We start from the raw sequence: 12,595 nt of genomic DNA on the forward strand, positions 1-12,595 counted from the left end.
GGAGATCCCCCCGCCGTCCCCGGCGCGGGGCTGCCCGGTGCGGGCGTCCCCGGACCGGCCCTGTCCCCGGGGTTCACCGGCCCGGGGTCCGGTGGCCGGGGGTTCGCCGGTGCGCGACTGCGGGGTCCGTGGTTCTGGTGTGCGGGGCTCCGGCGGGCGTGGCTCGCCGCCCCGGGCGGCCCCACCACGAACCGATCCGCGCCGGGAGCCCGTGGCGTCCCGGCGCGGTTCGTCGGATCTGGGTGGCACGGGTGTTACCCCCCGTTGCCCTGCTGGCTGGTGATCGCCGGCTGTCCGTCGGCCGGCTGCGGCACCCCGATCAGCCGACCGTCCGGCAGCCGGATGTACGCCGGTTCGCCGGCCTCCACCAGGCCCAGCTTGCGGGCCTCGGCGGTCAGGTTGCCCGGCTCCTTGGCCTCCTCGATCTGCTTCTCCAGCTGCTGCTGGTCGACGTCGAGGCGGGCCTGCTGCTGCTGGAGCTGCTGGAGCCGGAACGCGTTCTCGTTGATCTTGGTGTTGACGGCGAGGATGCCCAGCACCCCACCGACCACCAGCACCACGATCAGTGCCGCGAACGGCGCCCGGGGCACCCGGACCGGCGGCGGCGGCGCCACCCGCAGCCGGGGTGAACCGGTGCCGGTGGCCCGGGTGGCCGGCTGCTCGGCCGGCCGCAGCGCGGCGCTGCCCTGGGTGGGGAACTCGCGCGCCCCCCGGCGAGCCTCCCCCGCTCGACCGGCGAGGTCCGCCGGCATCGTGGTACGGGTCGTGCGCTGCGCCGTGGTCCGGCCCCCCGACCGCGGTGCGCGCTGCCCGACGACCGCGTCGCGGTCGTCACGCTTGTTGACGTTCATGTCCCCTCCCCCTGTTCGTCCGTCCTGCCGTCCCCCGGCGTCGCCCCGTCATCCACTGTGGAACCCGGCGTCGACCCCGTGCCCGGTTGGTGCATCGCCCTGACCCGTCGGCGGGACCGTTCGCGGTCGGTCCGCCCCTGCTGCCCGGTGGTCGGGTCGAGTCGCTCCGCCGCCCGCAACCGCACGGATGCGGCCCGCGGGTTCGCGGTGACCTCGGCCTCCCCGGCGAGTTCGGCACCCCGGCTGAGCAGCCGGAACGTCGGACCCGACCCGGGTAGTTCCACCGGGAGGTCGACCGGGCCCTTACTGCGGACCCGGTCGGCGAGCGCCTGCTTGGTGAGCCGGTCCTCCAACGAGTGGTAGGACAGGACCACCATGCGGCCGCCCACGTTGAGCGTGTCGAGGGCAGCCGGCAGCGCCGTCTCCAGCACCACCAGTTCCCTGTTTACCTCGATCCGTAAAGCCTGAAACGTTCTCTTGGCCGGGTGTCCCCCGGTTCGTCGCGCTGGTGCCGGAATGCTCTCCCTGACCAGCTCGGCCAACCGGGCCGACGAGGTGATCCGGCCCCGCTCCCGCTCCCGCAGGATCGCCGAGGCGATCCGGCCGGCGAACTTCTCCTCGCCGTAGACCCGCAACACCCGGGCCAGGTCCGGGTGGGAGTAGCTGTTGACCACCTCCTCGGCGGTCACCCCCCCGGTCTGGTCCATCCGCATGTCCAGGGGCGCGTCCTGGGCGTAGGCGAACCCGCGGTCGGGCGCGTCGAGTTGCAGTGAGGAGACGCCCAGGTCGAACAGCACCGAGTCGATGCCCGGATAGCCCAACCGCGCCACCACCTCGGGCAGCTCGTCATAGACGGCGTGCTCCAGGTGGATCCGGTCGGCGAACCGGGCCAGCCGGACCCGGGCGTGCGCCAGGGCCTCGGTGTCCCGGTCCAGGCCGATCAGCACCGTGTGCGGGTGCCGTTGCAGCACCGCCTCGGCGTGCCCGGCCAGACCCAGCGTGGCATCGACGTGGACCGTACGGCCGCCCCGGTCCAGCGCGGGGGCCAGCAGCTCGAGGCACCGCTCGAGCAGCACCGGCACGTGCGTGCCGCGCAGCTCCCCCATGTCGACCCCCACTGTGGAATAAGTCTCGTCGTGTCGCGCTCTGCTCGTCGGACGACGCCGTACCGTCGTACCGCCAGATCCCCATCCGCTCCCGCTCCGGCTCCGGGTCACCGACCCGGGGTGGAGATCGTGCCCCTGGCACCGGGGAAGGGGCGCCAGGAACTCGAAAGCGGCTGGAGATCTCGCAGTACGTCGGGCGTCGCCACGCCCTACAGACCGCCGGGCAGCACCCCCTCCTCGATGTCGGCGAAGTCGTCTTCGCTGTCGGCGAGGTAGCTCTCCCAGGCCGCCCGGTCCCAGATCTCCACCCGGGTGGACGCCCCGATCACCACCAGATCCCGGTCGAGCGCGGCATAGGACCGCAGGTGGGCCGGGATGGTGACCCGGCCCTGCTTGTCGGGGACCTCGTCGTGCGCGCTGGCGAAGAAGACCCGGCTGTAGGCCCGGGCCGCCTTGTTCGTCATCGGCTGCGCGCGCAACTGCTCGGCGATCCGCTGGAACTCGGGCGTGGGGAAGACGTAGAGACAGCGATCCTGTCCTTTGGTGATCACGACACCCCCCGCCAGTTCGTCCCGGAACTTGGCCGGAAGGATCAACCGACCCTTTTCGTCCAGGCGCGGAGTGTGGGTGCCGAGGAACATCGGCCCAACCCCCTCGCCCTGAGCGGCGTTCGCGGCGCCGCTGACCCCCTGGGCCGGTGGGCCCTCCCGGCCTCACCAATGCGCCCCACTCTACTCCACTTCCCTCCACCTGCAACCAGAATCGCCCGCCCGGCGCGTCGCCGGCGGGGCTAAAACCGCACGTCAGAGCCGGTGGAGCGAAGTGGAGGGCCGAGCCGCCCCCGCGCCGCGTCCGCTACCCGACATTGATCGACTCCGTCCGGTGGAGCGCTCCCCGACCGGACGCCCGGCCCACCCCGACCGAACGGTTCGCCGTCGGCGGCGATCTGGCGGGCGCGGAGGTCCGGTAACCTCGCTCGCGTGACAGACGCGAAGATGCCCCTGCGGGCGAAGGTGGCCAGCTCCGTGTCGAGGACCGCCGCGGCGCTGTCGCGCGCCGCCGGCCGGGGCGACGGCTCGGTGATCGGCGGGTGGATCGGGCTGAAGATCGACCCGGACCTGCTGGCCCACCTCTCGGCCGGTCGCGCCATCGCGCTGATCTCCGGCACCAACGGCAAGACCACCACCACCCGACTCAGCGCCGCCGCCGTCGGCGTGCTCGGCCGGGTCGCCACCAACTCCTTCGGCGCCAACATGCCCACCGGGCACACCTCGGCGCTGGCCAAGGCCGGCAGCACCCCGTACGCGGTGCTGGAGGTCGACGAGCACTACCTCGCGCAGGTGCTGGAGGCCACCGAGCCGCACGTGGTGGCCCTGCTCAACCTCTCCCGCGACCAGCTCGACCGGGCCAAGGAGGTGGCCATGATGGCGCAGCTCTGGCGGGCCGCCCTGATCCGGCACACCGACGTGCGGGTGGTGGCCAACGCCGACGACCCGATGGTGGTCTGGGCGGCGACCCCGCCGGCCGACCCCGCCCGGGGCGTCCGCCCGCCGCACGTCACCTGGTTCAGCGCGGGCCAGCGCTGGCACGACGACTCCTGGGTCTGCCCGGAGTGCGGCTCCACCATCCAGCGCTCCGGCGAGCAGTGGTGGTGCACCGGCTGCCCGCTGCGCCGCCCGGACGCCCAGTGGACGGTGGAGGACGACGGTGTGCTCGACCCCACCGGGGCCTGGCACAAGGTGACCCTCCAACTCCCCGGCAAGGTCAACCTCGGCAACGCGGCCACCGCCCTCGCCGTCGCCGCCGAGTTCGGGGTACGCCCCGTCGACGCGGTCTCCCGGCTGCACACGGTCAGCTCGGTCGCCGGCCGGTACGCCCAGGTCGACCGGGACGGCCGCAACATCCGGCTGCTGCTGGCGAAGAACCCGGCCAGCTGGCTGGAGGCGTTCGACATGGCCGACGAGGCACCGACCCTGCTGTCCATCAACGCCCGCGACCCCGACGGGCTGGACACCTCCTGGCTGTTCGACGTCGACTTCGCCCCGCTGCGCGGCCGGCAGGTCCTCATCACCGGTGACCGGGCGTACGACCTGGCGGTCCGGCTCGACGTCAACGGGGTGCCGTTCCAGCACGTCCGGGCGTTCGGCGAGGCGGTCCGGGCGGTGCCGCCGGGCCGGCTGGAGGTCATCGCGAACTACACCGCCTTCCAGGACATCCGAGCGGAGTTGGACCGTGTCAACTGAGAGCCTGCGTATCGTCTGGATCTACCCCGACCTGCTCTCCACCTACGGCGACCGGGGCAACCTGCTGATCCTGGCCCGCCGGGCGCAGCAGCGCGGGATGCCGGTCGAGGTGCTGGAGGTCCGCTCCGACCAGCGGTTGCCCGCCACCGCCGACATCTACCTGATCGGCGGCGGCGAGGACGGCCCGCAGGCACTCGGCGCGCAGCGCCTGCTCGCCGACGGTGGCCTGCACCGGGCCGTCGCCCAGGGATCGGTGGTCTTCGGCGTCTGCGCCGGCTACCAACTGCTCGGCACCTCCTTCTTCGCCAAGGGCACCAAGTGCGCCGGGCTGGAGCTGCTCGACCTCTCCTCCGACCGGGGTCCCACCCGGGCGGTCGGCGAGCTGGCCGGCGAGATCGACCCGAGGCTGGGGGTGCCGGCGCTGTCCGGGTTCGAGAACCACGGCGGCCGGACCCACCTCGGCCCCGGTGTGTCGCCACTGGCCCGGGTCAGCGCCGGGGTCGGCAACGACGGCGTCACCGAGGGGGCCTGGCGGGGCAGCCTGCTGGGCACCTACTCGCACGGGCCGGCACTGGCCCGTAACCCGGCCCTGGCCGACCTGCTGCTGCGCTGGGCCACCGGCGCGCACCAGCTCCCCCCGCTGGACGACACCTGGGCCGACCGGCTCCGCTCCGAACGCCGCGCCGCGGTGGCCTCCGCCGCCCGGACATGACCCACCGTCGGGCGGCCGCGGTCGCCGCCGCCCGGCGGTCGCTCGGTCAGCCGTCCGCCCGGCGGTTCGCCCTGCTGCTGGTCATGCTCGTCGGGTTCGCGGCGGTGCTGCTGGTGGCACCCCGGCCGGACGTCGGCGAGCTGCCCCGGCTGGCCGACACCCTCGGCGGGTACGCCCCGGTCGTCGGGATCGTCGTCGGGGCGTTGCTGCTGGTGGCGCTCGTCCCCCGGACGTTCGTCACGCTCGTGGCGGGGGCCGTCTTCGGTGCCTTGGAGGGGGCGGCGTACGCGCTCGGCGCGGCGCTGCTGGCCGCCGCGCTCGGCTTCGCCGTCGGCCGGGTGCTGGGGCGGGAGTTCGTCGCCGAGCGGGTACGCGGCCGGCTGGCCCGGCTCGACGGCTGGTTCGCCCGGCAGAGCGTGCTGGGCGTGATCACCGTACGGATGCTGCCGATCGCCGGGTTCGGCCTGGTCAGCTACGGCTACGGCACCACCGGGGCGCGGGTGCTGCCGTTCCTGGTCGGCAGCGTGCTGGCCTCCGCCCCGACCGCCTTCGGCTACGCCGCCATCGGCGCGGCGGCCAGCTCCCCCGGCAGCATCAACTGGTACGCCGCCGCCCCGGCCAGCCTCGGGCTGATCGCCAGCGCGGTGCTGGCGTACCAGTGGTGGCGGGCGGAGCGCCGCCGTCGGCTCGACCCGGGCTGACCCCCGACCGGCGTCGGGGACCGGCGCTGACGCCGGACGGGCCGGCCGGTGGCGTGCCGTCGCCCCGGCGGGTCAGGGACCCCGTTGCGCGTCACGGTCGTCCCGGTGCGCGGGGTTGACCAGCCCGGCCTCGTAGGCGGCGATGACCAGGTGCACCCGGTCCCGTGCGCCGAGCTTGGTGAACAGCCGGGCCACGTGGGCCTTGGCGGTGGCCGCGCTGATGAACAGGTGCGCGGCGATCTCCGTGTTGGACAGCCCCCGACCGACCAGGGTCAGCACCTCGCGTTCCCGCTCGGTCACCCCGGGCAGGGCGCGCGGGTGGGCGGCCCGGTCGGGGCGGCGGGCGAATTCGGCGATCAGCCGGCGGGTCACCGCCGGTGCGATGAGGGCGTCACCGGCGGCGACCACCCGGACCGCGCCGAGGATGTCGTCCAGGGCCATGTCCTTGACCAGGAATCCGCTCGCCCCGGCACGCAGTGCGCCGTGCACGTGCGCGTCGTCGTCGAACGTGGTCAGCACCAGCACCCGGGGCGGGCCGCCGGCCGCGGTGATCGCCCGGGTGGCGGTGATGCCGTCGGTCCCGGGCATCCGCAGGTCCATCAGCACCACGTCGGGCACCACGTCCCGGGCCAGCCGGACCGCCTCCGCGCCGGTGCCGGCCTCACCGACCACCTCGATGTCGGGTGCGTCGGCGATCAGCACCCGCAGACCGGCGCGGACCAGCGGCTGGTCGTCGACGAGCAGGACCCGGATGCTCACCCGTCGGCCCCGGCGGGCATCTCGACGCTGGCCCGTCCGTCGTCGGCCGGCAGGCGGGCGGCGACCCGGAAACCGCCCTCCGGGCGCGACCCGGCGGCGAACCGGCCCCCGAGCAGCGTCACCCGTTCCCGCATGCCGACGATCCCGTGCCCCGCACCCGCACCGCCGGGCGGAGCGCCCCGGCCCGCGTCGACCACCTCGACGCGGAGCCCGTCCGGCAGGTAGCCGAGGGTGACCTGACACCGGTCGACGTCGGCGTGCCGGACGACGTTCGTCAGCGCCTCCTGCACGATCCGGTAGGCGGCGAGGTCGACCTCCCCGGGCAGCTGTCGGGGCGGGCCCTCCCGGCGTACCGCCACCCGGACCCCCGCGTCGGCGGCGACGTCGACCAGCCGGTCCAGGTCCGCCAGACCGGGCGGCGGGTCGAGCGACGCCGCCGCCTGCTGCGGGTGACGCAGCGCGCCGACGGTACGCCGCAGCCCGGTCAGCGTGTCCCGGCTGGTCTGCTCGATGGCGGCGAGTGCGGCCCGGGCCTGTCCCGGCTGGGTCTCGATGACCCGGGCTCCGACACCCGCCTGGATGGCGATGACGCCGATGCTGTGCGCCACCATGTCGTGCACCTCCCGGGCGATCCGCAGCCGCTCCGCGGTGACCGCCTCGACGGCGGCGTGCGCACGTGACTCCTCGGCGTGCCGGCGGCGGGCCCGCGCCGCGCCGCCGGCCACCACGGCGGCGACCACCAGCAGCACCGAACTGGTGGCCCGGTCGACCGGGCCGGTGGCCGAGTTGGCGAAACCCGCAGTGACCTGCAGCACGAGCACCACGGCGGCGGCGGGGACCGCGATCCGGCCCGGGAAGCGTGCCGCGACCAGCCCCACCATCGCATCGACGACGAGGAACTGCAGGTACCAGACGGCGGACAGGTAGCCGTTCTCCCACGCGTTCGTCGCCACGGTCACCGTGCAGGCCCCGACGAGGGCCAGCCCCAGCGCGAGCAGCGGACGACGTCCCAGCAGCGCGGCGGGCAGCAGCACCACCAGCGCCGGCGCGAGATAACGCAGCGGAATCCCCGGCACGCTCCCGTCGGGGGTGGGGACCGGCAGGAGCGGACCGCCCGTGCCGACGGTCGACGCGAGCAGCACCACGACCGGGAGCAGGCCCACCCCGGCCCAGACGAGGACCGTCCGCACCCGGCGGGCGACGGGGTCCGGACGGGCGGTGACGGCACGCATGGGCACACCGTAGCCAGCGGGCGGCCGGGTGGTCATCAGCCGGCGGGCGTACGCCCCGGGGCCTAGCCCGCGGGGCCCGAAGTGGCCGGCGGTACGACGCCCGGTCGGCCACCGTCCGGCAGCGTCGAACCCGTGATCGAGATACGTGACCTCACCAAGCGGTACGGCCGGACCACTGCCGTGGACCGGCTGACCCTCACCGTCCGACCCGGACACGTGACCGGGTTCCTCGGGCCGAACGGCGCCGGCAAGTCCACCACCCTCCGGTTGCTGCTCGGCCTGCACCGCCCGACCAGCGGCAGCACCCTGATCGACGGGCAGCGGTTCGCCGCACGCCGGCGCGGGTTGCGGCACGTCGGCGCGCTGCTCGACGCGGGCGACGTGCACGGCGGGCGCAGCGCCCGCTCGCACCTGCGGGCGCTGGCCGCCAGCAACGCCATCGGCCGGTCGCGGGTCGACGAGGTGCTGGGCGAGGTGGGCCTGACCGGCGTCGCCGGACGCCGGATCGGTGGTTTCTCGCTCGGCATGAAGCAGCGGCTCGGTATCGCCGCCGCGCTGCTGGGCGATCCGCCGACGCTGCTGTTCGACGAGCCGTTCAACGGGCTCGACCCGGCGGGGGTGCGCTGGGTGCGTGAACTGTTCCGGCGGCTCGCCGCCGAGGGCCGGACCGTCCTCGTCTCCAGCCATCTGATGAGCGAGATGGAACAGACCGCCCAGCACCTGGTGGTGATCGGCCGGGGCGAGTTGATCGCCGACGAGAGCCTGGCCGAGTTCGCCGCCCGCAGCGTCCAGACGCAGGTCGTGGTCCGTACGCCCGATCCGGCGGCACTGACCGTCGCGGTGCGCGAGGTGGGCGCGGACGTCGGGACGACCCCCGAGGGGGCGCTCATGGTGACCGGCCTGAGCCCGACGGCGCTCGGCGACCTGGCCTTCACCCGGGGCATCCCGGTGCACGAATTGATCACCCGGTCCACCTCATTGGAGGAGGCGTTCATGAACCTCACCGCCGACCGCGTCGACTACCGGGCGGGAGAACACCGGTGACCGCCTCGACCGAGGCCGCCCGGGGCGCCGGCCGCCGGGCCGTCGAGCCCGCCGCCCGCTTCCGTGACCTGCTCGCCTCCGAATGGCTCAAGCTGTGGTCGCTGCGTTCCACCTACGGGTCGATGGCGCTGATCGCGGTGTCGGCCATGCTGTTCAGCGTGCGGGCGGCCCTGGCCGACCACCACAACTGGCCGGGCTACTCGGCGGAGCGGCAGGCCGCGTTCGACCCGATCCACGACGCCTTCCCCGAGGAGGGTTGGTTGTTCGTCATCCTCGCCGCCGGGGCGGTCGGCGCGGTGGCGATCGCCGGTGAGTACGCCAGCGGCCAGATCCGTACGACGTTCGCCGCCGTACCGGCCCGGTCCGCCGTGGCCGCCGCCAAGGTGCTGGTGTTGGCGACGGTCATGCTGGTCGTCGGGGTGCTGACCGCAGGTGTGTCGTTCGGGTTGTCGCAGGCCATCCTCGCCGACCGGGGGGCCGGCGCGTCGCTCGGCGACCCCGGGGCGTTGCGGGCGGTCGTCGCCTCGGCGCTGCTGCTGCCGGTCTGCGCGCTCATCGGCCTGGGCTTCGGCGCGTTGCTACGGCACACCGCCCCGGCGATCGTCGCGACCACGGGGCTACTGCTCCTGCTGCCGCTGGCCTTCGACCTGGAGAACCGGTGGACGGCCGCGATCCACAACGCCCTGCCGGTGCCGGCCTGGGAACGGCTCGTCGCGAACCCGTACATCCAGTTCAACGAGCACCTTGCCACGGTCCCGGGTTCCTGGGTGGCCCTCGCCGCCTGGCCGGTCGTCGCCACCCTGGTGGCCGCGCTGGTCGTGCACCGCCGCGAACCCTGACCGGCCCCACGGTCCGCAGCGGCACGCCGGGCGGGCCGGTGGGAAGGGCCCCTCGCGCCGCCTGAAGCGTCGACGAGGGGCCCTTCCGACAGGTCAGGCGACGACCGAGACCAGCCGGCCCGGCACCACGATGACCTTGCGGGGTTCCTTGCCGGCCAGCGCGGACGCGACCGCCTCCAGGGCCGCCGCCCGGACGGCCTCCTGCGGCGCGTCGGCGGGCACCTCGACCCGGCCCCGGACCTTGCCGTTGACCTGCACCGGGTAGGTGACCGTGTCGGCGACCAGCAGCGCCGGGTCGGCGGTCGGGAAGTCCGCGTACGCCAGGGAGGTGTCGTGGCCCAGCATCCGCCACAGCTCCTCGGCCACGTGCGGGGCGAACGGGGCCAGCATCAGCACCAGCGGCTCGGCCACCTCACGGGGGGTCTGTTCGAGCCGGGTCACCGCGTTGGTCAGCTCGATCAGCTTGGCGATCGCGGTGTTGAACCGGATGCCCTCCATGTCGGTCCGGACCCCGTCGACCACCCGGTGCAGCAGCCGGCGGGTCTCGGTGTCGGCCGGCGCGTCGGTGACCCGCAGCGTGCCGGTCTGCTCGTCGACCACGGCCCGCCACACCCGTTGCAGGAACCGGTACGACCCGACCACCGCCCGGGTCTCCCACGGGCGGGACACCTCCAGCGGGCCCATCGACATCTCGTACACCCGGAAGGTGTCCGCGCCGTAGGCCGCGCACATGTCGTCCGGGGTGACCACGTTGCGCAGCGACTTGCCCATCTTGCCGTACTCGCGGGTCACCTCCTGCTCGCCGTGCATCCAGCGGCCGTCGACCTCGACGACCTCCTCGGCCGGCACCGGGGTGCCCCGGGAGTCGCGGAAGGCGTACGCCTGGATCATGCCCTGGTTGAACAGCTTGCGGAACGGCTCGAACGACGACACGTGCCCCAGGTCGTACAGCACCTTGTGCCAGAACCGGGCGTACAGCAGGTGCAGCACGGCGTGCTCGGCACCCCCGACGTACAGGTCGGTGCCCCCGCAGTCACCCTCGGCGCGCGGGCCCATCCAGTACGCCTCGTTCTCCGGGTCGACGAAGTGTGCGGCGTTGGTCGGGTCCAGGTAGCGCAGCTCGTACCAGCAGGAGCCGGCCCACTGCGGCATCACGTTGGTCTCCCGGGTGTACCGCTGGGGCCCGTCGCCCAGGTCCAGCTCCACCTCGACCCAGTCGCGCCGCCGCGACAGCGGGGTCTCCGGGTTGCTGTCGGCGTCGTCCGGGTCGAACGTCTTCGGCGAGAAGTCGTCCACCTCGGGCAGCTCGACCGGCAGCATCTCCTCGGGCAGGGCGATGGCCGCGCCGGTGGCGTCGTAGACGATCGGGAACGGCTCGCCCCAGTAGCGCTGCCGGGAGAACAGCCAGTCCCGCAGCCGCCAGGTGACCGCGCCGACGCCGTGGCCGTTGGCCTCCAGCCAGGCGATGGTCGCCGCCTTGGCGTCGGCCACCCCCAGCCCGTCCAGGTCCAGGCCGCGCTCGGGCGCGGCGCTGTTGATCGCCGGCCCGTCCCCGGTGTACGCCTTCCCGTCGAACCCGTCGGCCGGCTGCACGGTCCGCACGATCGGCAGCTCGAAGACCTCGGCGAAGGCCCAGTCCCGCTCGTCCTGGGCGGGCACCGCCATGATCGCGCCGGTGCCGTAGCCGGCCAGCACGTAGTCGGCGATGAAGATCGGGATCTGCCCACCGGTGACCGGGTGGGTGGCGTACGCGCCGACGAAGACGCCGGTCTTCTCCTTGGTGTCGGCCTGCCGCTCCACGTCGGTCTTGGCCGCCGCCGCCTTCCGGTACGCCTCGACGGCCTCCCGGGGGCCGGCGTGCCCACCGGTCCAGGCGTCCCGGGTCCCGGCCGGCCAGACGGCCGGCGTCAGCGCGTCGACCAGCTCGTGCTCGGGGGCCAGCACCAGGTAGGTGGCCCCGAAGATGGTGTCCGGCCGGGTGGTGAAGACCCTGATGCGGGCTCCGCCCGCGACACCGGAATCAGTGGTCCCGGTCGGGAAGTCGATGTGCGCACCTGTCGAACGGCCGATCCAGTTGCGCTGCTGCAGCTTGATCGACTCGGGCCAGTCCAGCGTGTCCAGGTCGTCCAGCAGCCGGTCACCGTACGCGGTGATCCGCATCATCCACTGCTTCAGGTTGCGCTTGAAGACGGGGAAGTTGCCCCGGTCGGAACGGCCGTCGGCGGTGACCTCCTCGTTGGCCAGCACGGTGCCCAGCCCCGGGCACCAGTTCACCGGCGCCTGCGAGACGTACGCCAGCCGGTGGTCGTCGACGATCCGCCGCTGCTCGGCCGGGCTCAGCTCGGCCCAGGCCCGACCGTCGGGGGTGGGCCGGTCACCGGCGGCGAACTCGGCGGTCAGCTCGGCGATCGGCCGGGCCTTGCGGGCGTCGGCGTCGTACCAGGAGTTGAAGACCTGCAGGAAGATCCACTGGGTCCACCGGTAGAAGTCGGTGTCGATGGTGGCCACCGAACGCCGCTCGTCGTGGGCCAGCCCCAGCCGGCGCAGCTGCGCCTTGTACCGCTCGATGTTGGCCACGGTGGTCGTGCGGGGGTGGGTGCCGGTCTGCACCGCGTACTGCTCGGCGGGCAGGCCGAACGCGTCGAAGCCCATCGCGTGCAGCACGTTGCGCCCGGCCATCCGCTGGTAGCGGGCGAAGCAGTCGGTGCCGATGTAGCCCAGCGGGTGGCCGACGTGCAGCCCCGCCCCGGACGGGTACGGGAACATGTCCAGCACGTACAGCTTCTCCGCGCCCGCCCGCGGGTGACCGGGGTCGGCCAGCGGACCGGTCGGGTTCGGGGCGTGGAAGGTGCCCTCCCGCTCCCAGGTGTCCTGCCACCGACGCTCGATCTCGTCGGCCATGGCCGCGGTGTACCGGAACGGGGGGATGTCGCCCGCCGGTGCGGCTGCCTCACTCATACCTAACTCCTTGGCGCGGTCATCGCGGTCGTGTCGCACTGACGCGATCATCGGGGACCGGTGCCCTCGGGCGGGACCGGCGCGGTCGTGTCGGATCTGGGGAGCGTCGGGCCCGCAGGACCCTGCCGCGGGCACGAAAAAGCCCCTCGC

General features: G+C 73.9%; 11 protein-coding genes. 5 read left to right on the forward strand and 6 right to left on the reverse strand.

The genetic code is table 11. The annotated features are described in order from the left end of the window. Positions 1–254 precede the first annotated feature (254 nt). From ftsL to mraZ, 3 genes are all read right to left on the reverse strand, one after another. The gene (ftsL, locus tag JQN83_RS25730) at positions 255–851 is read right to left on the reverse strand and encodes a cell division protein FtsL (RefSeq protein ID WP_208569735.1); all 597 of its coding nucleotides are present in this window, start codon (positions 849–851) and stop codon (positions 255–257) included. Then, a complete protein-coding gene (gene rsmH, locus JQN83_RS25735) occupies positions 848–1,957 on the reverse strand; it encodes a 16S rRNA (cytosine(1402)-N(4))-methyltransferase RsmH (RefSeq protein ID WP_208569767.1) in 1,110 nt (369 codons plus the stop codon). Before rsmH ends, ftsL begins: the two co-directional genes overlap by 4 nt. 209 nt (positions 1,958–2,166) lie before the next feature. Beyond that, on the reverse strand, positions 2,167–2,598 hold the full coding sequence (mraZ, locus tag JQN83_RS25740) for a division/cell wall cluster transcriptional repressor MraZ (RefSeq protein WP_208569736.1): 432 nt from the start codon (positions 2,596–2,598) through the stop codon (positions 2,167–2,169). A 354-nt stretch (positions 2,599–2,952) separates the two neighbouring features. Between mraZ and JQN83_RS25745 the strand changes: the two genes are divergently transcribed. From JQN83_RS25745 to JQN83_RS25755, 3 genes are read left to right on the forward strand one after another with little or no spacing between them, the layout of a single operon-like run. Further along, positions 2,953–4,200 carry a MurT ligase domain-containing protein gene (locus tag JQN83_RS25745; RefSeq protein ID WP_208569768.1) on the forward strand — a complete coding sequence of 416 codons (1,248 nt, stop codon included), beginning with the start codon at positions 2,953–2,955 and terminating at the stop codon, positions 4,198–4,200. Further along, positions 4,190–4,912 (forward strand): type 1 glutamine amidotransferase, encoded by a 723-nt coding sequence (locus tag JQN83_RS25750; RefSeq protein WP_208569737.1) that lies wholly within the window; start codon positions 4,190–4,192, stop codon positions 4,910–4,912. The genes JQN83_RS25745 and JQN83_RS25750 overlap by 11 nt, the downstream gene beginning before the upstream one ends. Then, a complete protein-coding gene (locus JQN83_RS25755) occupies positions 4,909–5,613 on the forward strand; it encodes a TVP38/TMEM64 family protein (protein WP_208569738.1) in 705 nt (234 codons plus the stop codon). Before JQN83_RS25750 ends, JQN83_RS25755 begins: the two co-directional genes overlap by 4 nt. A 72-nt stretch (positions 5,614–5,685) precedes the next feature. Here JQN83_RS25755 and JQN83_RS25760 read toward each other — a convergent pair whose 3' ends face one another. Both JQN83_RS25760 and JQN83_RS25765 read right to left on the reverse strand, forming a co-directional pair. After that, entirely contained in the window at positions 5,686–6,372 is a 687-nt protein-coding gene (locus tag JQN83_RS25760; RefSeq protein WP_208569739.1) for a response regulator, read from the reverse strand. Continuing rightward, positions 6,369–7,604, reverse strand: coding sequence for a sensor histidine kinase (locus JQN83_RS25765; RefSeq protein WP_208569740.1), 1,236 nt, complete (start codon positions 7,602–7,604; stop codon positions 6,369–6,371). The genes JQN83_RS25760 and JQN83_RS25765 overlap by 4 nt, the downstream gene beginning before the upstream one ends. 132 nt (positions 7,605–7,736) lie before the next feature. On the opposite strand from JQN83_RS25765, the gene JQN83_RS25770 reads away from it, so the two are divergent. Both JQN83_RS25770 and JQN83_RS25775 read left to right on the forward strand, forming a co-directional pair. Then, the gene (locus JQN83_RS25770; protein WP_208569741.1) at positions 7,737–8,648 is read left to right on the forward strand and encodes an ABC transporter ATP-binding protein; all 912 of its coding nucleotides are present in this window, start codon (positions 7,737–7,739) and stop codon (positions 8,646–8,648) included. Further along, the gene (locus tag JQN83_RS25775; RefSeq protein ID WP_208569742.1) at positions 8,645–9,487 is read left to right on the forward strand and encodes a hypothetical protein; all 843 of its coding nucleotides are present in this window, start codon (positions 8,645–8,647) and stop codon (positions 9,485–9,487) included. The genes JQN83_RS25770 and JQN83_RS25775 overlap by 4 nt, the downstream gene beginning before the upstream one ends. A gap of 93 nt (positions 9,488–9,580) precedes the next feature. Here the strand turns inward: JQN83_RS25775 and leuS are convergent, their stop codons facing one another. Beyond that, the gene (gene leuS / locus JQN83_RS25780) at positions 9,581–12,445 is read right to left on the reverse strand and encodes a leucine--tRNA ligase (protein WP_208569743.1); all 2,865 of its coding nucleotides are present in this window, start codon (positions 12,443–12,445) and stop codon (positions 9,581–9,583) included. Positions 12,446–12,595 lie beyond the last annotated feature (150 nt).

It is taken from the genome of Micromonospora antibiotica, assembly GCF_017599305.1.
GTDB lineage: Bacteria > Actinomycetota > Actinomycetes > Mycobacteriales > Micromonosporaceae > Micromonospora > Micromonospora antibiotica.